A 22619-nucleotide genomic window follows, 5' to 3' on the forward strand; every position below is an offset into this window, starting at 1 on the left:
TCCCAGCAGAAGCTGGGATTTTATCAATTAAACTTTTTAAAGCCTATTACTTAACGCGGCTTACGTACTCACCGCTGCGAGTATCAACTTTGATCACTTCGCCAATTTGTACAAATAGAGGAACGCGTACAACCGCACCCGTGCTTAATGTTGCTGGTTTACCGCCCGTACCGGCTGTGTCACCTTTAAGACCTGGATCCGTTTCTGTGATTTCTAGTTCAACAAAGTTCGGTGGAGTAACAGCAATTGGGTTACCGTTCCAAAGCGTGATAGTACATACATCGTTTTCAACTAACCATTTAGCATTGTCGCCTAGTGCTTTTTCGTCAGCAGCGATTTGCTCAAATGTTTCGTTGTTCATGAAATGCCAGAATTCACCGTCAGTGTATAGATACGCTAGATCGGTATCCATTACGTCAGCACCTTCTACCGTTTCACCCGACTTAAATGTTTTTTCTAGTACTTTACCTGTGATAAGTTTACGAATACGAACACGGTTAAACGCCTGACCTTTACCTGGCTTTACCATTTCATTTTCTAGGATGCTACAAGGCTCGCCGTCTAACATAATTTTTAGGCCGCCCTTGAACTCATTGGTGCTATAATTCGCCATCGTTTCCTCTGTCTAAATAATTTCGAGTAATCTACGTGTCAATGATACAAAGAAATGAAGTAAATTTGCATAAAAACTGGCAAAAAGAATTAGCAAATGTTGTCACCTGCCCTGAACGTTTGCTAGAAATGCTAGGTTTATCAAGTGTAGTAGACGAAAAAGACCTCCAAGCTCGTAGTCTTTTTCCTGTACGTGTGCCTCTGCCTTTTATCAAAAAAATGCGTTTTGGTGATATAAACGATCCACTTTTGCTACAAGTGATGCCACGTCACCAAGAATTTTTAGCGCAAACAGGCTACGATAAAGACCCGTTAAAAGAGCAAGATAATAACCAACCGGGGTTATTACATAAGTACCGCTCTCGTGTTTTGGTCATGTTTAAAACCGGCTGTGCCGTGAATTGCCGCTATTGTTTTAGACGCCATTTTCCGTATCAAGAAAACCAATTAAATAAACGCAGCTTAATTGACGCTTTAGCCTACATAAAAGCCGATAAAAATATCAATGAGGTCATTTTAAGTGGTGGCGACCCATTAATGGCCAAAGATGATGCTGTTAACTGGTTTATGGATGAACTTGAACAATTACCACAAATAAAACGTTTGCGTATTCATAGTCGTTTGCCAGTGGTGATCCCAGCAAGAATTACCGATGAGCTGTGCGCACGATTTGCAAGTTCGCCTTTAAAAGTGGTGTTAGTGAATCACATTAATCACGCGAACGAAATTGATGCTGACTTTAAAGCTGCGATGCAAAAATTAAAAGCCGCTAACGTCACGTTATTAAACCAAGCTGTATTATTAAAGGATGTTAACGACTCGAGCCATGCTCAAATAGCCTTGAGTGAAGCATTGTTCGAGGCTGATATCTTACCCTACTACCTACATTTACTTGATAAAGTAGAAGGTGCGAGCCATTTTGATATTACTGAGCAGCGCGCACGCGAAATAGTGGCACACATGCTCGAAGCATTGCCAGGGTTTTTAGTACCCAAACTAGTTCGTGAGATCGGCGGCGAGAAAAGTAAAACGCCTATCGATCTCAACCTAGTTTAACGCTTAAACGTAAACGTTTACGTTATTACCGAGTGTCGCAGTCACCGATTTAGCGGGTGTCTGTGCAGCGCTTGTATTCATCGCTGCGCCTTCGATAAGTGCAAGTGCCGCAGCACCATCAGCTTTTTGCTGTTTTTTAGCAAGTGATGCGCTGTAAACTTCAGCGCCTTCGCCGCCGCCACTCATCGCCGGTAAACTTGATCCTGATATATTCATAGTTCACTACCTGACTTTTTATTACAATCCACGTACTATATCGGCATTGCAGTCTAAAGCTTTAGGAAAAAAATGGATTCAATCATTGAACAGCTCAATGCTAACTTAAAAATCGTTTACCGTCAGGCACTTGATGCTGATAAAAAATTAGATGACTTACAGCAGCAAGGGCATGGCAAGTTCAAAGCCTTATTTGCAAAAGATGCCGGCTTTGATTTTGAAGCAAAACGCTTTAAGCCATATGTACTCGACGTTGCAGCCGATGTTGAGAGCCTAAGTAATGATGGCTTAGATGAAGAAAAGCTGAAAAAAACCGTAATTAAACTTCAACAGTTATTACAGCTGTTAGCGACGTTTAAGTAGATTAACACGCGTTATAAATACATACTTGAACCACCGAGGACACCAAGTCACTTCACGTGACAAAACAGATTACACTATTTCTCTGTGCCTCAGTGGTTCAAAAAAGCGTACAACGTGCTAACCAAGTTCCACAACTACAAACATCACGACTGTGCACTATTTAATGAAGGTAATAATTCATCTTCAAACCAATCAGTAATTAAACGTTTATCGTAATAATACGCTTCGTCACGGCCCATTTTAATGCGATCCATAAAGCCCATATCTTTGAGTTTTACATCACTCGCTTCGCTAACCACCTTGCCGTCTTTATCTGTAACTGAGTAATTAAAATCAATACGCGGAAAATAAATAGGTTTAATGATTCGAAGTTCATTCATACCACCAAACTGGACATCTCCCGCTAAATCAAGGTCAGTTACCTCAACATTAAAAGTGTATCCTTCAGGAAGCTGCTCAGCTAATTTTTTAAAATGTTTCTCAAAGTTTTTCGCTACATTTTTATGAAACGCCCCTTTCGGTGAGTTATTTCCTGGGCGCACATCTCTGTAGTCATTAAAATCATGCCACTTTACTTTTGCTTCACCTGCGTGAGCAAAAGCAGGTAGAACAACAACCATAGCCAAGGCAATTTTTTTTACTGTATTCATCTTTCTCTCCACGTTACAGGTTGAGCCAATAGTTAAAAACTAGCAGTTGAGGATTAACTATAGCTTAATACTCCCTCACTTTCGTGTTACCAATATGGTGCAAAATGTAACCAAAAACAAGCTACCCCGCTTTTGCTTAATTTTCAAAAATAACAATTTATTTATGAAATTTTGCACGGAATATGATGAAATAAGACTAATTCAAACAGGTATTAGTTCATGGAAATTTTATGACCATTTTAGTCACCGGCGGAGCCGGATACATCGGTTCTCACACCGTTTTAGAGTTATTAAAGCAAGGCACAGAGGTTGTTGTGCTTGATAACTTAAGCAATTCATCAAATGAGTCGTTGACTCGCGTTAAGCAAATCACAGGTAAAGACGTTACTTTTTATGAAGGCGATATTCTTGATAGAGACTGCCTAGATAACATTTTCCGTGAACATACGATCGATAGCGTCATTCACTTTGCAGGCTTAAAAGCGGTTGGTGAATCGGTTATTAAACCTATTGAGTACTACCAAAACAACGTACAAGGCACGTTAACACTCGTTGATGCAATGCGCGATGCAGGTGTTTTCAAGTTAGTATTTAGCTCCTCTGCTACAGTGTATGGTGACCCAGCAAGCTTGCCTATTCGCGAAGACTTCCCCGTTGGTGGCACAACGAATCCTTATGGCACCTCTAAATTAATGGTAGAGATGATGCTGCAAGATATCGCCAAATCAGACGAGCGCTTTGCATTTGTTATTTTACGTTACTTTAACCCTGTAGGGGCTCACGAATCAGGCTTAATTGGCGAAGACCCGAATGGTATTCCAAATAACTTACTGCCTTATATTTCACAAGTAGCCGTTGGTAAGTTAGAAAAGCTGGGGGTTTTTGGTGATGACTACGACACTGTTGATGGCACAGGTGTGCGCGATTACATCCACGTTGTCGATTTAGCACTTGGCCATTTAAAAGCACTCAACCGCATTAAAAACGATACTGGTGCTCATGTATTTAACCTTGGCACAGGGAATGGTTATTCAGTGCTGCAAATGGTCACAGCCTTTGAAAAAGCCAGTGGTCAGGCTGTGCCCTATCAAATCTCACCTCGTCGAGCAGGTGACATTGCAGCGTGTTACGCAGCGCCAGAGAAAGCGCTTAACGAATTAGGTTGGCGAGCCGAACGTGGCATTGATGAAATGATGCAAGATACGTGGCGCTGGCAAAGCAACAACCCTAATGGTTATAAATAAGCAAAGTAACTTAATTATACATGTTCAAAAAGCCTGACGATAAAATGAGTGAAATTAAACGTTTGTTAGCAAGTTAAGCTAAAGAATAGAAAGTTGAGTTGAAGATTACTTTGTTAAGTCGATATTTATAAAATATTTTTCTAAATCAAAAAAGTCCCTATGCGGGACTTTTTATTAATTACCTTTGGCCTACAGTTGCTTTGTTTACTACCTGTACTTGAGAGGAAATTGCTCGCTCAATAACTTGGTTATAAACTCGCTTTTTCTCACTAGAGCTAGAATTTAGCACAAAGTCTGAAAGTTTCGAGTTTTGAGCTTGCTTTGGCTTTATTAAATTTGAAAACATAGGCACTCCTAAAGCTCGTTTTTTGAGCTGGACGATGATTCTATCAGGCTCGCTAGATCTTCTCTAGTGAATATTTCATCTAAATGATGCTCAATTGCCTGAACGTTATCATGATAAAAACGTGTTCGACCCTTATTATTCTTAACTAATAAATCTACTTTAATCTGACTTCCAAACTTTAATTTAAGTTCCTTTATAACATTTTGTGATGCAAAAAATTGATCTATAAAAGTATTTGGCAAAATTCTACGCCCTTCTAACTTCTCTCTGGCTTCAACAAATTCCCATGCATATTCTGGTTTTTGGTATACAAACAAAATAAGCACTTTTCGGCCTTTACGAATAGAACGCTCAATATTTTTTTCAGCAACATCATAACTTGCCAAGGTACCATCTAACAAAAATGACTGTTTGTTTTTAAAAGCATGATCAAGTGTTCTCTCAACAATAAGAGATACAGCACGATGAAATAAATAAGAGTTATCACCTGTGTAAGCAGGTATTAGTTCTCTAAACTCATCTGGATCAAGTCTGAGTACATTATCAGCACCAATTTCTTCTAGAAAAGCTTTTGAAGTTTCAGTTTTTCCAGCACCAGGCGAACCTGCCATAAAAACAGAAACTGGTCTTGTATCGGGAGGAAACTGACTTTTGTCTGTTAACTCGCGAGCTATACGAGTCCTATTACTTTTAGCGTAGGTAATTGCCTGCCGCTCTAGTTCTTCTGGTGTCATATAAAGCCTTATGATTCTCTTTTCATTATGTCACTTAAGTGCCTATTAGCAAGTGATTAAGGCTGAGATCCCATAAGCTTTAACGATTGCCAGAGTATCAGAGCGTAAAGCTGATAGCCGCCCAGCGCTAGACAGTAAATGGCTTGGTCGAGAAGGTCGTATTTACACAGTGAAAGGCAAAGGTGCCTTAATCCGTAATGTACTAATACCTAACGCACTGGCTACACAGCTAGAACAAAGGCGCTTAGCGCAGCCTATAACGGTTCGTGATAGGGAAATTAACTATTTACAACGTTATGATATTGGTGGTGGTCATAAATGGTCATGCTCATTCTCAAAAGCATCTAGCCGCACACTCTTCTTTTCAAATGGCGGTCATGGCCTCAGGCATAGCTACGCACAAGAGAGAATGGCTGAGCTAAGGAGTTTCGGTTTAAGTAGGGCTATAGCTCTCGAAACTGTATCACAAGAGCTAGGGCACTTCAGGGCTCAAATTACTGAGGTTTATTTAAGGTAAACCATATTTACGTTGCTGCAAATTAGAGTTAATAGCTATTATGTGCCAGCGGTCGGCAGTTTCATGCACTATACACATTTCAAAACCTGATCCTTACTAAATGATTAGTCTACTCTTGGCATATAAACTACCTATTTACTATTTTTATCTTACCAACAATCTCATCATCTGTAATTGTATGCTTTATACCTTTATATGGACTTTCTTCCGCCAGTTCCCAAATGAAACTTGAAAAATTACCCATAACAGCTTTTGAGTAAGTTAAAATATCAACTGACTGTTTTTCATCGTTTGATTTACCAAAAAACTCCTTTAATTTTTGATCAAATCGCTCAAATGATTCTAGTGTATTTCTTTCCAGCTTTATTTCTTCAGGGTTTAATGGAATCGGCGCAACAATTTTAGGTAGTAATTTGCCATCATTCAGTTCTAAACTTTCAACACGAATCCAAAAGTAACCACCAGCCATAGACATTGGGCATGCATGTGTAACCAGATCTCTATACGATCCTAATATATTTAGCCATCCGTTTTTGCCACAAGCACTTTTAAAGTTTTTTCTGAATGCAGTAGGCTGACTTTTATCTTTGAAATATTTTTTGAAAATACGTGATGTCATGTTCATATGTTTTACTCCCGACTTTTCTTCATCAGATAGTATGAAGTGAAAAATAAACTCGGATAAATAATCTCTCAAAGTGCATGCATCAAATAAAAAGTGTTGAAAGGAGTTATAAATATCTTTTGAAAACCTATCTTCAAACTTACTCCCAATTTCAATTTTTTCTTGTATACATCGTCCCATTAGCTGATCTCTATACCTGCGAGACAAAACTTTAAAAGACTCATTTAATGTACTGATTTGGTGCGATATTCGTTTAGCTATATCCCACAAGAACGCATTTTTTAATTTATATCCTTGATTTGATATATGTGACCAATGCCAAATAGCTTCGATATGTGACCATGACTTAGATTTGTAAGCTGTATGAACTCTCCACTCAGATGGAGCACTGCCATCAATTTGAGATATATCAGTATAAAACTCTGTACCAACTAGCTCATTTAACCCTAATTGATCTAAGCCTACGTATAATTGCTGATATGTTGGAATCGTTATTATTGCAGTCTTGTCATCTGTAGTGCTTGGGTAAATTTTAACTTTATTAGATGATGGCAAGTTAATTGCGTGAATACCACCTAAGAAATGTACATCCCTCCATGCTATAGGCCAATAACTCAATTTTTTCTCCTTCTTTTTATACTAATTTATAGTAGTGCCCGAATTAGATCTTATACGGCTTTAACATACTGTTTAGATAAAGTTTTGTCTCTATTAATTAGGAAAAGTAGGAGATATCTTCTTTCCCTAATTACGTACATAAATGAATCTGACTGACATTTTGCATATTAATAAAGTCTATATCTCGCTCAAAGCAATCTGCTTTGATACAGGAGAAACCTGTCAACTAGCACTGTCGGATTAAATATGAGCTACTACACATTAACTCATCTTCGAGGTCTTTCACATTGTAGTGATTTTGTTTATATCAAGAGCCTCAGATAGTGATATGGTACAACCACCTTTACACCGACAGTCAGCTAACGGAATTTCCGGAACTTCGCTTAGACTATAATTCCCAACTCTATGCTTTTCACATGCAGAGCAAAAATCCCCTTCGAACCGCATAGTTTTCATGATATACGGCATACCAAGTTCTTGAGACTTTAATTTAGCATCAAATATACGAAACTTGTTTTGTGCAAAGAATAACATCATGCGACATACGCCATCAGGGTCCAAGTGAGTTCCATTGCTAGCTAATTTCTTTCTTAATTCATTATCCAACTTTAACCCCCAAAGAAACATACTAATTGCTCCTTGACGCACTAGAGGCTTTAAATCAGGCTGTATCTCAGAAAGAATGAGTGGCCAATCATCAAGAATATTATTAATTATAAAAACCTCTCTTGAACCACCAAAATTAGACCAGTCAACTCCTAAGCCTGATGGAAATGGTAAACTCAGTTGATGTTTCCTAACTGGCTCAAAAGCATCTTCAAAGTTTCTATTTAGAGCTGCATTTACTGATACCTCAATTGCAGCAAACATTTCATTTTTGATGATTTTTTCTTTAGCTTCAATTTGTTTCGCTCCCTCACAGGAACAAACCAAAAAATCATGTTCTAATGAATTACCATTAAAATAATTTGGTGCTGCTTCCAAAATCCTACGAACTAAAACAGGTTTTGTACCAGAAGTTGGCAGGTTAAGGTTTTGAGAAATACTTTTTAACTTTGGAGCAGAATAAGTCGCTGTGACAACTTCCTGAGTATTAGCTGACTGTAAAACCCCCTCTTTTTCAAATTTATTTAAAGCGAGCTCTGCATCACATCCTAAGTAACTAGTCCAATCTCTCATTCTCAACACTTTCGATAAGCTTTTAGGTTTTAAAAAGCTCTTTAGAAAGTAGTATTCGTTAGTATCCATCATTCGCTTCCTATTGCTTAGAACGATGAATATTATAGCATTTACTTGATGGAAAAATGATTTACCTGAATGTTGACCACTATCAAGCAAAACAATGTCCAATCATATAGCAACAAGCTTTCCCGCTTAGAAGTGAAGCTCAGTAAAAGGTAAGGGATTAATCATATCAAGCATATAGAGATGTTTTCCGCTATACTAAAAGTAGCACAGAGGTAGCACAGGGTAATTTCTGTTAGTAGGTGTTTACTTGGGAAGCTTGTAAAAATGGTGGCCCCTCCCAGACTTGAACTGGGGACCTAACGATTATGAGTCGTGTGCTCTAACCAACTGAGCTAAGGGGCCATTGTATTAGCCGAAGCTAATTTTTTGTGATGCGTTTAGGATGTTAAGTCTCTAAAGCGGGTTGCAGTATAAAAACTTTTTTTAACCTTGTCACTAGCAAAACTCTTTATTTTAACAATCAGTAAACTAACTGCTCAAATAGTAAACTTTTCGGTTTTTCAGTTACCTTAAAGCATGCTACTTAGTTTGTAGCCTCCGACATTGTTCTAGATCAAATAGCAAAATGCCTAAACTCGCTAAAATGGCCTCTTAATCAATTGCGGAGTGCTGACTGTGATAAATTTACCTAGCTGGGATCAATCTCTGATCAACAAGTACAATATTTCTGGACCACGATATACCTCTTACCCGACGGCATTGTCTCTTGTTGATGGTTACAACCAACAAAGTATGATTGACGCGATTACGGCATCTAAAAGCCGCTCTTTGTCGCTGTATATCCATATCCCTTTTTGCAGCCAGCTTTGTTATTACTGTGGCTGTAATAAGGTTATTACACGTCACCAATCAAAAGCGGATATCTATTTAGATAACTTGGCAATTGAAATTGCTGAACAAGCCACCTTATTTGCTGATTACCATGTTGAACAACTTCATTTAGGCGGCGGAACCCCTACCTTTTTATCTGCGCAGCAAATGAGCCGTTTAATGGCTTTAGTTGAACACCATTTTAATTTTGCCGATGACGCTGAGCGCGGTATCGAAATTGATCCACGTTCGCTGGCGGATGGCATGCTTCCGCACTTGCGCCAACTTGGTTTTAATCGCGTATCGTTTGGTATCCAAGATTTTAACGACGAAGTGCAGCTTGCGGTTAATCGCCCGCAGAGTGTGGACTCTGTAAAAGGTTTAATTAGTGAAGCGCGTGAGCTTGGCTTTAAATCAATAAACGCCGACATGATTTATGGCTTACCGCTACAAACGCCTGAGAGCTTTAAAGAAACGATTGATCAACTTATAGCATTGAATCCTGACCGCGTATCGGTATTTAATTACGCACACTTACCAGAACGATTTGCGGCTCAGCGGAAAATTAAGGATGCGGATTTACCTTCTGCGGGCGATAAGCTCACGATGTTTAAAAATACGCTAGAACAAATGTTAGCGGCTGGCTATCAATTTATTGGTATGGACCACTTTGCTCGTAAAGATAATGAACTCGCTATTGCGCAAAATGAGGGCAAATTACATCGCAATTTTCAAGGCTATACCACGCATGGTCAATGTGATTTACTTGGTTTAGGCGTGTCGTCTATTTCGCAGATTGGTAATGCTATTTTACAGAATGAAAAAGAACTGAAGCATTATTACAAAGCAGTTCAAGAAAACGCTGGTAGTGCGTTGTGTAAAGGCATTATGCTCACCGATGATGACATTTTACGTGCCGCGGTTATTAAGCAGTTAATTTGTCAGTTTGAACTTGATATGCCGACTGTTGAACAGCAATTTAATATCGACTTTAACGAGTATTTTAGTGATGCATTACGTGCACTTGCCCCCCTACTTGCTGATGGCTTAATAAAAGTAAGCGACAATAAAATTACGGTTACAGCGAGAGGCAATTTGTTTATTCGTATTATTTGTATGTGCTTTGATGCGCACTTACAACAACAAATCAAACAAACACGTTTTTCGCGGGTTATTTGATATATCAATCATGCTCATACAAAAAAGCAGAGCTTTGAAGGCTCTGCTTTTTTATGTTGAAAGCTAGTTAAATACGACGTTTTCACTGCCTGGCGCGGCTTTAAACTCGTCTATTAACTTAACACAGTCCGCTTTAATTTCATCGCTGTGTTGCTCTTCAGCACGCCAACGCGTGGAATCCATCTTGAAGACCTCTTTTTTTGAGTACTTCTTACGTGCATCATGCGTTGGCATGTCTTTTACGACATTGTACATTTTATAAATGCCAGGGTAGCGTTCGCGTAAATCAAACTCTTCTGCGAAGCTGTATTGAGAAATAAGAACCCAAATACGTAAGCAACCTTCTGAAAATTCACACTGCTCTTCATTCATTGCACGCGCAATTAAATGAATGCTGTCCGCTAACTTAGCATTTCGAGTCGCTTTTGACGCGGCAAGCTTTTGCTCATGCTCAGCTTGTTTTTTTGCGATAAGCTTATTTTGAGCATTTACCTTGTATAGTAATTGCCCTGCATAAAAAGCCAGTCCTGCGATAATTGCCGCCCCAATAACAATGGCAATAATCAAGGTTGTGCTCATCTATCATCCTCATCTTCGTCATCGTACCATTCATTTGCTAAGTCATCAGATAGGTACTTATCGAAATCAGAGCCGCCTTCAACATCAAAGTCATCTTCAAAGTCGTCTTCGTAGTCATCATCTTCGTCTTCGATTCCTAGCAGCTCACACAATGCTTGGTGACGAGCGATACGGCTATTGAAGTACTTCGCATCTTTGCCAGTCAATAACTCGCCACGCTCATGGCGTTCAACCAACTTTAATAAACGCTCATCATTTTCTAACGCTTCAAGCTCTTGCTCTGGTGTTAGCTCTGGCTCTGACACTTTTTTCAATTCAACCATTGGTTGTAAATTACGTTTCATTTCGACTTTAGGATCAGCCTTGACCGCCACTAATGAAACCGGTTTTTTACTACCAACACGCTTATCTTGCGATTGATTGTTTGTAGCAGCTTTATCACCCTTTTGAGCATCTGGCGCATTACGTGAACCAGGCTTAGCCCCTTTGGTTTTCTTAACTCGCTGCTCTTTTAGTGCGCGCATCTCTCTAAGCTTTTCCTTACTTAGACGTACTGGACCATTTGATGGAATTTTACGCGACTTTTTCTTTCTACTCATATATTGATCATCTCACTTAAGAGGTTGTGCACAACACCTTAATGGCATTGTAATGCTGGCATAACCAGAAGAATTCGGTGTGCGGATGAGGTTGGTCAACTTGACGAACTGCGCACTTTTCATACTTATAGTACAAACGGTGGCTATTGTAACAGGACAAATAAAAAGGCGGTAGAGAAAACATCTCTACCGCCTACTAATCTGAGCGCCAATTAACTGGACACTTCTCCCTTCGACTTTTTAGTCTTTATTATTTTTATTATTATTGTTTTTCCATTTTGTTGTTATTTTTACCTTCCATGTAGCATTCCATTTTGTTTTTATTATTAAACTTCCATGAGCTTTTATTATTCTCGGTCAATCCTGACACTTTTTTGTTATTTCCTTTAGGACACTAATCAGTGTCTTCCCCTAAAGATTTGCCGCAGTCACTTTCCTTATTACATTGTCCATGTTGTTTTGCTGTCTCAGCGACAGTGGTTAATTTACCCATTAATAATTTTGTTACAACTAATTTATATAATTTTTCTTACAACGAAGAGTTTGTAACAATACCATCTTAAATAATAACAAAGACTTACACAAAATTAAGAAATAAAAATAAGACTTAGCTTACAGTTGGATATGGTCAATGTCTCACAAGAAAGTAGGAAATTACGGCATGCTGCAAATGTAAAAAAAGCAGCTTGCGCTGCTTTTTTGTAAACTGTCTAAATTATAATGCTAGTAATTTAAGCTAGCAATCAGACTTTAGTGTAAGCCACCTAAGTATTTTGAAAGTACTTCGATGTCTTTGTCTGTTAGCTTTTTAGCAATGTCTTGCATCATGCCATTTAAGTCGTTATTGCGCGTACCATCACGGAACTTTTCAAGTTGCGACTTAATGTATTCAGGATGCTGAAACGAAACTTTAGGGAATTTAGCAAGCGATGTGCCGTTACCACGCGGACCGTGACACGCTGCACAAGCTGGGATTCCACGCTCTGCATTACCGGCTTTATAAAGCTGTTGACCAACTTCAACAACATCTTTAGGTGTTACACCCTCAGACATGTTTAATGAAGAGAAGTAAGCTGCTAGGTCTTTCATATCTTGATCGCTAAGCGGCATAGCCATACCACTCATTACAGGGTCCATACGGCCCTCTTTGCCACCCGATGTCATACCTAGTTTAAACTCTTGTAGTTGTTTATAGATATAATCTGCGTGTTGACCTGCAATCTTAGGGTAGATATTAACCGGCGCATTACCGTCTGGGCCGTGACAGGCCGCACACGTTGCCGATTTTTCTTTACCTGCGTTTACATCGCCATCAAATGCTGTTGCGTTGCTTGCTGACAACGCACCAAGCAATATAGTTAAAGATAGTGCTATTTTTTTCATGGTGAATTCTCTGTTTCCGACCCTGTATCATCTACAATATGGATGTTGTGATTTCTATATTCTACACGATAATAAATTCTCTGGCACGTTTTCTGCCCACATTAAGCTTATAATTTATAGGGATTTGACTTAGATTAAGTTTCTACCTAGCAATTTTCCTTGTTCAAAGCCAAGTTAGCACGCTTAAATACGCTTTTGAATGCTGCTTTAATAGTATAAAATACGTGCCTTGAGTGGTTTTCGACCACTGACTGTTATTATTTATAAAAGATTAGGAGAGCCTGTGCTCAAATCTCGTATCAAATACAATACTGCGTCCTTTGTTACCAGCGCACCTGATATCTCTCGTTTACCTGCTGATACGGGGATTGAAGTCGCGTTCGCCGGTCGTTCAAACGCCGGTAAATCAAGTGCTCTTAACACCTTAACAGACCAAAAGTTAGCACGTACCTCAAAAACACCTGGTCGTACGCAACTTATAAACACCTTTGAGCTCGATGCCGACAAGCGCCTAATCGATTTACCGGGATACGGTTTTGCGAAAGTCCCCATTGAAATGAAAAAGAAATGGCAAAAATCATTAGGTGAATATTTACAAAAACGCCAAAGCCTTAAAGGCATTGTTGTGTTAATGGATATTCGTCACCCACTTAAAGATTTAGACCGCGACTTAATCGACTGGGCGGTCGGGAGTGAAATTCCGGTTCTTGCGTTACTCACTAAAGCCGACAAACTAAAGCAAGGTGCACGCAAAGCGCAAGTTTTACAAGTTCGTCGTGAACTAAGCAGCTTAGAGGGCGATATTACAGTTCATGCCTTTTCATCATTGAAAGGGACAGGCTTACCTGAAGTTGCTAAAAAGCTAGACGAATGGTTCTTAGGGCCTATTGAAATGCAAGAAGCAGAGTCTGAATCAGAATCGGATCAACAACCAGACGCTTAAGTTATTAAGCCAAGTAGTAGTGCTTGGACAATGACTCAATGAAATAGCCATCCTCATCAGAGCTGGCTATTTCAGCCCACTGATAATACACATTCCTCGATACTCTGGCAGCCAGTCCATGCGGCAATTTAAGGTATGGTACCGTCACGTTTTCAAATTCACGCAGTTGCAGTGGCTGACACGCAGTGACTAACCAAGTGCGCTGTAAATTATCAATACAACACAACGCGTTTCCTTGCTCTGTTTCTTCAAAGCGCCAATCTACGATAATAAAAGGCACATCGGCCACGGTGATAGCCATTTTCTCGACAGGCGTTTTTAGATAATAGCTGTCTGCTTCTTTGCAAAGAACAGAGGCAAACAGCTTAACCATCGCTTCTCGTTTTATTTCACTGCCCGCGAAGAACCACACGCCATGCACATCAATGCTAATTGGCAACTGACCACAATGGGTTGGTTGCCACTTATCAAATGGTTTGTCTGGCTGTGCAAGTGCGGTTTCTAGCTCAGCAAGTGACTGCATTACTTTTCTTTATCAAGAGTCAGTGAAAATGTAACCGGAACGGCAGTAGCAATTGACGGTAAACCAGCCAGTTTTTGTAATTCAGCAATACCTTCAGTCACTTTAAAATCAGCAGCATTAATAATCACGGGCGTAAACGATGACACAGTTACATCACCCGTTGGCGACATATTAGCAAGTACATCAAGTGTTAGTTCTTTCTTATTACCATGAAAATCTAGTTCAGCTTTAAGACCTTTTAATACATGCTGCCCAGGCACGAGCTTTGATAAAGCTTGGCTTAAATCAGCTGTTAATACGGCATTAGGAAACTGGGCTGTTTCAAACAGGAGCTTAGTCATGCGCTCGTTACGGATGGGGATCAGCGTTTCAACAGACGTCAGGTCGATCATTAACTTAAATTGACCTTGCTCGTTTAAGGTTCCTGATACGTTTTTAAAATGATGAGCTTCAGCGATTGCGTTTTTCTTTATTGAAACAAAGCTTACATTGCTTTGTTCATTATTAACTTGCCAATTAGCACTCGCCAATGGGGCAACAAATAAACTTGATAATGATAAGGCTGTAATAGCCAAAGATTTAAACATAACGCATTCCTTCGAAAGTAATTAAGAATCACTTTGATGGTATCACCTGCGCTAATTTGTGCAATGAATTGTATGATAAGAACAAGAAAAAACGGCTCACTCAATAAAGAGTGAGCCGGTATAGCAAACTGGGGAGAAGCTATCAATACGTTGCATCTTTTCAGATGCATCATCAACAGGATGTCCTACAGGATGAGGACGGCGCGGACTTTAGCAAATACCCACCTAAAAATAAATTAAATATGCAGCAAAAGACCATTAATTGATAAACATATAACGAAACTCTAAAACTGTCTTTTCTTGTTAACCTTAAGTTTACAAAAAAAGTGATCGTTCAACTGGCATAAGAGGTCATTTTTAATGGATCACACGCTCACTTTGTATGATCAAAATAACTGTGTGGTGAAGATTCAAAGTGCTCGTTTTACGTTTTGGCGGGTTAAAACATGGGCAGTATTAATGTGCAGGTTATCCTCATTGCCGAATACCCAGCATTAAGCAAGATATTCGGCATAAAATCAGCAAAACTAGTGAGCTTGCTGCCAGTTATCCCCACTGTCTGCTTCAACAATAAGGGGGACATCAAGGGTCGCAGCTTCTGACATCAGCTTACAGATTTCAGCTTTGAACTCATCAACACACTCTTCTTTAATTTCAAACACTAATTCATCGTGTACTTGCATAAGTAGCTTCACTGCGCCTTCGGCTTGGGCATTTACCCACTGATGCACTTTAAGCATTGCTTTTTTAATAATATCGGCGGCAGTACCTTGCATTGGCGCGTTAATAGCAGCACGTTCTGCCGCTTTACGTCGTGCGCCATTACGCGCATTGATCTCTGGTAAATGTAAGCGTCGACCAAAAATGGTTTCTACATACCCTTTATCCGCCGCTTTTTGACGCGTCGTTTCCATGTATTCAAGTACACCTGGGAAACGCTCAAAGTACTTATCAATATAGTGCTGTGCTTCGTGGCGAGGCACATCTAATTGACGAGATAAACCAAATGCCGACATACCGTAAATTAAACCAAAATTGACAGCTTTCGCTTTACGACGCATATCGCTGGTGACGTCCTCAAGACTAACACCAAAGACCTCTGCCGCTGTTGCACTGTGTACGTCTAAGCCATTGGCAAAGGCGGTCAGTAAGCCTTTATCTTGCGATAAATGCGCCATAATACGTAATTCAATTTGGCTGTAATCGGCAGCCACAATTTTATGGCCCGCAGCCGCAATAAATGCTTCACGGATACGACGCCCTTCTTCCGAGCGGATCGGAATATTTTGTAAATTAGGATCTGTTGAACTTAAACGCCCTGTTGCCGTTACCGCTTGATGATACGAGGTATGTACGCGTTTGGTACGCTCATTCACCATTAATGGCAGCTTATCTGTGTAAGTTGATTTCAACTTTGATAAACCACGATGCTCAATGATTACTTTAGGTAAAGGATAATCATGCGCCAGCTCTTGCAATACTTCTTCTGCTGTAGATGGCGCCCCTTTTGGCGTTTTTTTAATTACTGGCAGTTCAAGCTTCTCAAATAAAATTGCTTGTAGTTGTTTAGGTGAGCCTAAGTTAAACTTTTCACCCGCCATGTCATATGCTTCTTGTTCAAGCTCGAGTAAACGTTCACCCAATCGCTGGCTATGGGCAGCTAACATGGTACTGTCAATCGCGACACCAGTACGCTCAATATCTGAAAGTACAGAGACAAGCGGTAACTCAATCTCTTCAAATACTGATTTAAGTTGGCTATCAGCTTCAATCTTCGGCCACAACACCTCGTGTAAGCGTAATGTAATATCAGCGTCTTCAGCAGCATATGGCGCTGCTTTTTCAAGTTCAATTTGATTAAAAGTCAGCTGCTTTTTGCCTTTTCCAGCAATCTCTTCAAAACTGATATTTTTATGCCCTAGGTATTTAAGTGCTAACGAGTCCATATCATGACGACTGCCCACACTATTAAATACATACGACTCCAACATCGTGTCGTATTTTATACCGTTTAATTCAAACCCAGCATTAGCCAGTACACTTTTATCGTATTTTAGGTTTTGCCCCACTTTCGCTTTGCGCTCGTCGGCTAAAATTGGGCCAATTTTTGCCATTACCGTGTCGAGTGTTAATTGTTCTGGCGCATCGGGATAATCGTGAGCAACCGGAATATACGCCGCTTCGCCGGCCTTAACCGCAAAGCTCATACCAACTAATTGTGCCTGCATGTAATCAAGGCTGGTTGTTTCGGTATCAAAGGCAAATAACTCAGCCTCATTTAACTGCTTAACTAGCGTATCAAGTTGTTGCTCAGTAAGAATGGTTTCGTAATGAGCATCACTCACTTGTGGCAATTCATTTTCTTCGGTTGGTACATCTAAATGTGTATCTGCGTCTTTCGGGTTATCGAGTAATTCAGCTAACCAGCGACGGAACTCGCACTCACCGTATAAAGCAATTAACTCATCTCGATTAGGCTCTTGTAACTTGAAGCTTTCTAGGTCAGATTCAACCTCTACATCACATTTTATCGTTGCCAGTTCGTAACTCAGTGGTAAATGATCAAGCGCAGCTGCCAGCTTTTCGCCTATTTTGCCTTTGATCTCACCGGCATGATCGATTACGCCTTGTAACGAGCCATACTTTTGTAACCATTTCACCGCAGTTTTAGGGCCGCAACCATCAACGCCAGGAATGTTATCAACCTTGTCGCCCATCAGCGCTAAGTAGTCGATGATCAATTCAGGGCCTACACCAAACTTTTCAACCACCGTGTCAGGGTCTGAAATACTATCGGTCATGGTGTTAATAAGTGTGACGTGCTCATTCACAAGCTGCGCCATATCTTTATCACCTGTAGAGATCAACACATGGCGTTGTTGCTCAGAAGCAATGCGTGCAAATGTACCAATAACATCGTCAGCCTCGACCCCTTCAATACTAATAAGCGGAAAACCCATCGCCTTAATAATATTATGAAGTGGTGCTATTTGTGTGCGTAAGTCATCCGGCATAGGTGGACGATTCGCTTTATATTCACTGTACATATCATTTCTAAAGGTTTTACCTTTGGCATCAAACACCACCACCATATGCGACGGATCATATTGTCTGATTAGACTCTTAAGCATATTAACGACGCCATAAATAGCCCCTGTAGCCTCTCCTTTCGAGTTTGTTAGGTGAGGAGGTGAATGATATGCGCGGAATAAATAGGAAGAACCATCAACAAGAATAAGTGGATTTTCAGGGATCTGAGCCATGGTGAAATTGGATCCTAAATGAATAACAATAAATTGATTGTAAGCATGCCATAAGGCTATGAAGAAAACGACTGTGAATTATTGAGCAGTAACACATTCATAAATAGCAAGCTGTGGATAACTTTGTAGATAAAACCCACGAGCAATTCTCCCAAAATGTAAAAACATTTAGGAATTTTCTGTAAGCACATGTTTTGATTTAAAAAAGATAATACGAGGTTCTTTTTTTATTATTTTTATCCGATGTGGAAAACGGTTTTAGCTACTCATGTCCATTGCTTGCTTAACGATGAATAAATATCCCTTTTCATAACCGGAGGAGTATTCTAGCACAATGGATCAAAGATCATAGCGATCCTTTATACTTTTTTGTACGTTTGTATTTTATAAAAAGGCATAAACAGCAATTTACCAAGCGTCTCGAGCAGTCGACCCAGAAAACTTTTTTATTTTGTCGACTGACACGCATAATTGATACACTAACCAAAGTTGCATTAAGGAGGAATATCTAATGAAAAAAGTGGCTGTAATTTTAGCGGGTTGCGGTGTTTACGATGGCGCAGAAATCAATGAAGCAGTATTAACTTTGCTACACATAGCCAAAGCAGGTGCACGCTATCAATGTTTTGCTCCTGACATTGAGCAACTGCATACCATTAACCACTTAACCGGTGAAGAGATGACGCCAAATCGTAATGTTTTAGTGGAAGCAGCACGTATTGCGCGTGGCGAAATAAAAGCTATCACAGAACTAAACGTGAATGAATTTGACGCACTCATCATACCCGGCGGCTTTGGTGCGGCAAAAAACTTATCTGACTTTGCTGTAAAAGGCGCAGATGCTCAAGTACAAGATGATGTACTCCATGCGTGTACTGCGTTTGTTAAAGCAAATAAAGCAGCGGGATATATGTGTATTGCACCTGCCATGCTGCCACTTATTTATGGCCAAGGCGTAAAAACAACCATTGGTAACGACCAAGATACCGCAGCGGCTATTCAACAACTAGGCGGCGCTCACCAGTGCTGTGCCGTTGACGACATTGTTGTAGATGAACAACATAAAGTGGTTACAACCCCTGCATATATGCTTGCGCAAAGCATTTTAGAGGCTGATGCTGGGATTGAAAAATTAGTCAGTAAAGTATTAGAACTGGCATAATAACACTGTAGCGATTCAGCACATAAAGCTGATTTTTATTGCGCTGGAGCAAAAAATGGCTTTTTTTATCAAGAAAAAGCCTTTCAGATCATTTTATAAATTGTGGCTTAGCGTTATAATCGTTCTAATTTCCGTCAGATATCGTGATTGATCACGTTCAAATCGAAGTGAGCAAGGCAAAATGAAAAAACTATCAGCTGCATTATTACTGCTAGCAACAACGGCATACGCACAAGCGTATGACAACTCTTTGACTGAAGACGCAATTAAGAAGCGTCTAGCGCCAATTGGTTCTGTATATCTAGAAGGTGATAAAGCTGCTGCGGCTGCTGAACCTACTGGTCCTCGTTCTGGCGAGCAGGTGTATCAAGCATCATGTTTCGCTTGTCACGGTACTGGCGCATTAGGCGCACCTAAATCAGCTGATGATTGGGCTCCTCGTATCGCTAAAGGCAAAGACACTTTACTTAATCACGCCTTAAATGGTTTCAATGCAATGCCTCCTAAAGGTACGTGTATGGACTGTTCTGATGAAGAAATCAGTGCTGCTATCGACTTTATGACAAGCAAATAACAGTTATAAACACATAATACGAAGGGCTTAATTTATTAGGCCCTTTTTTTATGCCTGAAACACACACGAAAATAATAATTTAGTACTAGTAACATTGTCTATATAACCCCTTAATTAGCCTATCTGCTACTTGACGATCTACGAAAAAAGTGGAACTATAAAGAACAATATTTAAACAATAATAAAAACTGGTTCTAAATCATTGGAAGATTCAGCAACACACATTGATAAGCTAGTCCGTAGAAATGCTCGCTTAAAATCGCTTATACAAAAATATAAGCAATCTCATCACTTGCAACATGCTCTATTACAGTTATCAGAGCAAGCAAGCACTGTTGCCGAATTAACCCTTCTTTACCCCGCTATTCACGATATATTGCAAAGCTTTATCCCAAGTAAAAGCTTTTACGTTGTGCTGCACAACCCTGTGAACGATCTTTTAGAACTGTCGTATTTTGCAGACGAAAAAGATGGGCTTTCTGTTCCCTTAAAATACGATCAACACTTCAAAGAGGGGTTAACTGGTCATGTATTCAAACATGGTAAAACCAGCTACTTTACTAAAGAACAAACCCAACAAGCTGTTGAAAAGGGTCAATTTAAAGCTTTAGGGACCCCCGCAGAGCACTGGGTTGGCGTACCGGTCTATCGTGATAAAACCATCATTGGCGTGATGGTGGCGCAGAGCTACGATAAAGCGCAAAGCTATTCTGAGCAGCAAATTGAACTGTTAGAAGTGATGTCACTTTACCTTGCAACTGCTATAGAACGCGTTAAAAAGCGCGAACTTCTTGAGTCCGAAGTCAAAATTCGCACCCGCGCACTGACGCAAAGTAACCAGGCACTCAATGAAGAAATATTACACCGAAAAAAAGCATTAGAACGACAGCAAATACTGTTTAAGATCTCTGAGCTTGCAACACTGAGTGAAAATCTAGAAGACGTATATCAGCATGTACACAAAATAATAAAAACCATTACGTACGCAGATAACTTATATATTGCGCTGTATGACCAACAATCTCACTGGCTAAGCTTTCCTTACTGCGTTGATGAATACAGCGATAATGCCGAACCTCGGCCATTTGCTAAAGGCTACAGTGAGTTGGTACTGAGTACCGAAAAATGCCAAGTGATTGATGCAAAGCGCGCGAAAAGCCTCATAAAACTGGGTGTCATAGAAAGGCCTAGAGATATTCCGCCCGAAGAATCTGCCACCAGCTGGTTAGGAGCGCCACTAAAGACATCACAAGGGGTAATTGGCTTAATTGTTTGCCAAGCATATAACAATAAACATGAATTTAGCCAAGATGATTGTGAACTCATCACCTTCGTTTCACACCAAATCGCCAATGTAATCCAAGCCCATTTAGCTAACCAAGAACTTAAGCAAAGCCACCAAAAGCTTGAACATCGCGTTGCTGAAAAGACCAAAGAATTGCGCCAAGCCAATATGCACTTACAAATGCAAATGGAAGAGCGTAAAAAAATTGAACAACAGTTATATCACGATGCACATCATGACTCGCTCACCAGCTTACCGAATCGAAGCTTGTTCTTAACACAGCTTGAAAAAACGCTGCAGCATTATCAACGCTATCCAGAGCAACAATTTGCAGTGCTGTTTATCGACTTAGATAAATTTAAAGATATTAACGATCAATTAGGTCACCAAGCTGGGGATCAGTTTTTAATTAGTGTCGCAGAATCATTTTCTCACTGTATTCGAGAACATGATTTACTTGCACGATTAGGCGGCGATGAGTTTGTTGTTTTGCTCACGCATTTAACAGAGCCGCAGCAAGCAGAAGATGTTGCAAAACGCATTATTGAAATCATGAAGAAACCTTTCTGCATGAAAGGTCAATGTATTCAAAGCGGTGCAAGTATAGGGATTACCTACTCAAAAACGAGTTACAAGCACACCGATGAGATTATTCGTGATGCTGATGCGGCCATGTATTATGCTAAAAACGCAGGGCGCAACCGCTTTGAGTGTTTTCATCCTTTACTCAATGCGACGACCTCACAGCATGAAGCTGAAAATATGCATCACCTTGATGATTTACCAATGCATTTTAGAAGCTCAGAAATCATTACGCTTGACGAGTCAGCACATGCTGAGTCGCTATTAGAGGCGTTTGGAGAACACCCTGTACTTGGCAGTACCAGCTTTGAAGTACTCAAGAAGTTTGCCACTGATCGTATTCAGCATTTCGAAGTTGAGCTGAGTTTACTCAAACAAGCTTTTTCATTAGCCGCCCAAACAAAGTTACAAAAGGTGTTATTTCCATGCTCAGGATTAGTGCTTGAACGCATCAACTTTAAAGCGCTATGTCACCTTCTCAAAGCGCATGATGCTAAAAAGATATGTTTATTATTTAATGAACAAGAAATTCGTTATGCATCGGCTGTACAAATAGAAAACCTAAAAAGTCTTGTGGCACAAGGATTCTCGATAGGTTTGAATGAGTTTGCAAAAGATCGCTGTGAATTGAACTTACTGACCGAATTTAAGTTCGATTACTTATTATTAAGCTCAACTTTCAGTAAGCGTGTGCTACAACAAGAAAACTATCATTTACAGCTTCAAGGTGTACTGGCTATTACCCATATTCAAAACATTCAAGTCATAGCCAAAGGCCCATCGATTTTTAATTACCGTACCCTGTTAGATAAACACGGCTTATCGCTGTTTATTGGCAAACAGCATGCACTTGCGCCCTTCAATAAAGAGACGACAAGCACACACTCGACAATACCGCTTGATTTAAATATTTAAACATGT

21 protein-coding genes, 1 tRNA gene and 1 pseudogene are annotated in these 22619 nt (G+C 39.9%); 9 read left to right on the forward strand and 14 right to left on the reverse strand.

The genetic code is table 11. The annotated features are described in order from the left end of the window. Positions 1-46 precede the first annotated feature (46 nt). Positions 47-613: an elongation factor P gene (gene efp, locus JIG41_RS15700; protein WP_036971443.1), complete on the reverse strand. Its 567-nt coding sequence runs from the start codon at positions 611-613 to the stop codon at positions 47-49. Between the two features lie 41 nt (positions 614-654). Between efp and epmB the strand changes: the two genes are divergently transcribed. Continuing rightward, a complete protein-coding gene (gene epmB, locus JIG41_RS15705; protein ID WP_036971447.1) occupies positions 655-1668 on the forward strand; it encodes an EF-P beta-lysylation protein EpmB in 1014 nt (337 codons plus the stop codon). Positions 1669-1671: 3 nt separating this feature from the next. Here epmB and JIG41_RS15710 read toward each other — a convergent pair whose 3' ends face one another. After that, on the reverse strand, positions 1672-1884 hold the full coding sequence (locus tag JIG41_RS15710; protein WP_036971451.1) for a hypothetical protein: 213 nt from the start codon (positions 1882-1884) through the stop codon (positions 1672-1674). Positions 1885-1956: 72 nt separating this feature from the next. Between JIG41_RS15710 and JIG41_RS15715 the strand changes: the two genes are divergently transcribed. After that, the gene (locus tag JIG41_RS15715) at positions 1957-2247 is read left to right on the forward strand and encodes a prephenate dehydrogenase (RefSeq protein WP_065978238.1); all 291 of its coding nucleotides are present in this window, start codon (positions 1957-1959) and stop codon (positions 2245-2247) included. Positions 2248-2390: 143 nt separating this feature from the next. On the opposite strand, the gene JIG41_RS15720 is transcribed toward JIG41_RS15715, so the two are convergent. Then, a complete protein-coding gene (locus JIG41_RS15720) occupies positions 2391-2897 on the reverse strand; it encodes a DUF3016 domain-containing protein (RefSeq protein ID WP_075594332.1) in 507 nt (168 codons plus the stop codon). A 230-nt stretch (positions 2898-3127) separates the two neighbouring features. Here JIG41_RS15720 and galE point away from each other — a divergent pair, with 230 nt between their 5' ends. Next, complete coding sequence (gene galE / locus JIG41_RS15725) at positions 3128-4141, forward strand: UDP-glucose 4-epimerase GalE (RefSeq protein WP_075594331.1); 1014 nt, start codon at positions 3128-3130, stop codon at positions 4139-4141. Positions 4142-4319: 178 nt separating this feature from the next. On the opposite strand, the gene JIG41_RS15730 is transcribed toward galE, so the two are convergent. After that, positions 4320-4487, reverse strand: coding sequence for a hypothetical protein (locus tag JIG41_RS15730; RefSeq protein ID WP_199525064.1), 168 nt, complete (start codon positions 4485-4487; stop codon positions 4320-4322). A gap of 8 nt (positions 4488-4495) precedes the next feature. After that, positions 4496-5221: a zeta toxin family protein gene (locus tag JIG41_RS15735; protein WP_075594330.1), complete on the reverse strand. Its 726-nt coding sequence runs from the start codon at positions 5219-5221 to the stop codon at positions 4496-4498. 79 nt (positions 5222-5300) lie between these two features. On the opposite strand from JIG41_RS15735, the pseudogene JIG41_RS22890 reads away from it, so the two are divergent. Continuing rightward, positions 5301-5738 (forward strand): annotated as a pseudogene (locus JIG41_RS22890) (site-specific integrase); the annotation flags it as partial. A gap of 127 nt (positions 5739-5865) precedes the next feature. On the opposite strand, the gene JIG41_RS15740 reads toward JIG41_RS22890, so the two are convergent. From JIG41_RS15740 to JIG41_RS15750, 3 genes are all read right to left on the reverse strand, one after another. Further along, complete coding sequence (locus tag JIG41_RS15740; RefSeq protein WP_075594329.1) at positions 5866-6981, reverse strand: hypothetical protein; 1116 nt, start codon at positions 6979-6981, stop codon at positions 5866-5868. A 282-nt stretch (positions 6982-7263) separates the two neighbouring features. Beyond that, positions 7264-8232, reverse strand: a complete 969-nt coding sequence (locus JIG41_RS15745; RefSeq protein WP_143474504.1) for a hypothetical protein — start codon at positions 8230-8232, stop codon at positions 7264-7266. 262 nt (positions 8233-8494) lie between these two features. Then, positions 8495-8571, reverse strand: a tRNA-Ile gene (locus JIG41_RS15750). A 273-nt stretch (positions 8572-8844) separates the two neighbouring features. On the opposite strand from JIG41_RS15750, the gene hemN reads away from it, so the two are divergent. Further along, positions 8845-10218: an oxygen-independent coproporphyrinogen III oxidase gene (gene hemN, locus JIG41_RS15755; protein WP_199525065.1), complete on the forward strand. Its 1374-nt coding sequence runs from the start codon at positions 8845-8847 to the stop codon at positions 10216-10218. Positions 10219-10281: 63 nt separating this feature from the next. Here hemN and JIG41_RS15760 read toward each other — a convergent pair whose 3' ends face one another. From JIG41_RS15760 to JIG41_RS15770, 3 genes are all read right to left on the reverse strand, one after another. After that, the gene (locus JIG41_RS15760) at positions 10282-10797 is read right to left on the reverse strand and encodes a DUF2489 domain-containing protein (RefSeq protein ID WP_036971469.1); all 516 of its coding nucleotides are present in this window, start codon (positions 10795-10797) and stop codon (positions 10282-10284) included. Further along, positions 10794-11396 carry a Der GTPase-activating protein YihI gene (gene yihI, locus JIG41_RS15765; protein ID WP_036971473.1) on the reverse strand — a complete coding sequence of 201 codons (603 nt, stop codon included), beginning with the start codon at positions 11394-11396 and terminating at the stop codon, positions 10794-10796. The genes JIG41_RS15760 and yihI overlap by 4 nt, the downstream gene beginning before the upstream one ends. Before the next feature lie 750 nt (positions 11397-12146). After that, positions 12147-12779 carry a cytochrome c gene (locus JIG41_RS15770; protein WP_199525066.1) on the reverse strand — a complete coding sequence of 211 codons (633 nt, stop codon included), beginning with the start codon at positions 12777-12779 and terminating at the stop codon, positions 12147-12149. A 283-nt stretch (positions 12780-13062) separates the two neighbouring features. Between JIG41_RS15770 and yihA the strand changes: the two genes are divergently transcribed. Beyond that, complete coding sequence (gene yihA, locus JIG41_RS15775; RefSeq protein ID WP_065978240.1) at positions 13063-13722, forward strand: ribosome biogenesis GTP-binding protein YihA/YsxC; 660 nt, start codon at positions 13063-13065, stop codon at positions 13720-13722. 4 nt (positions 13723-13726) lie between these two features. Here yihA and JIG41_RS15780 read toward each other — a convergent pair whose 3' ends face one another. From JIG41_RS15780 to polA, 3 genes are all read right to left on the reverse strand, one after another. Continuing rightward, entirely contained in the window at positions 13727-14245 is a 519-nt protein-coding gene (locus JIG41_RS15780; RefSeq protein WP_065978241.1) for a DUF1285 domain-containing protein, read from the reverse strand. After that, complete coding sequence (locus tag JIG41_RS15785; protein WP_075594321.1) at positions 14245-14832, reverse strand: YceI family protein; 588 nt, start codon at positions 14830-14832, stop codon at positions 14245-14247. The genes JIG41_RS15780 and JIG41_RS15785 overlap by 1 nt, the downstream gene beginning before the upstream one ends. 527 nt (positions 14833-15359) lie before the next feature. Continuing rightward, entirely contained in the window at positions 15360-18095 is a 2736-nt protein-coding gene (gene polA / locus JIG41_RS15790) for a DNA polymerase I (protein ID WP_075594320.1), read from the reverse strand. A gap of 511 nt (positions 18096-18606) precedes the next feature. Here polA and elbB point away from each other — a divergent pair. The 3 genes from elbB (at position 18607) to JIG41_RS15805 (ending at position 22613) form a co-directional block, all read left to right on the forward strand. Then, complete coding sequence (elbB, locus tag JIG41_RS15795; protein ID WP_199525067.1) at positions 18607-19257, forward strand: isoprenoid biosynthesis glyoxalase ElbB; 651 nt, start codon at positions 18607-18609, stop codon at positions 19255-19257. 181 nt (positions 19258-19438) lie between these two features. Further along, positions 19439-19831: a cytochrome c5 family protein gene (locus JIG41_RS15800; protein ID WP_065978244.1), complete on the forward strand. Its 393-nt coding sequence runs from the start codon at positions 19439-19441 to the stop codon at positions 19829-19831. Between the two features lie 202 nt (positions 19832-20033). Continuing rightward, positions 20034-22613: a diguanylate cyclase domain-containing protein gene (locus tag JIG41_RS15805; protein ID WP_036971496.1), complete on the forward strand. Its 2580-nt coding sequence runs from the start codon at positions 20034-20036 to the stop codon at positions 22611-22613. The last annotated feature ends 6 nt before the right edge of the window (positions 22614-22619 follow it).

This window comes from Pseudoalteromonas sp. bablab_jr011 (assembly GCF_016464045.1).
In the GTDB taxonomy this organism is placed as follows: domain Bacteria; phylum Pseudomonadota; class Gammaproteobacteria; order Enterobacterales; family Alteromonadaceae; genus Pseudoalteromonas; species Pseudoalteromonas lipolytica.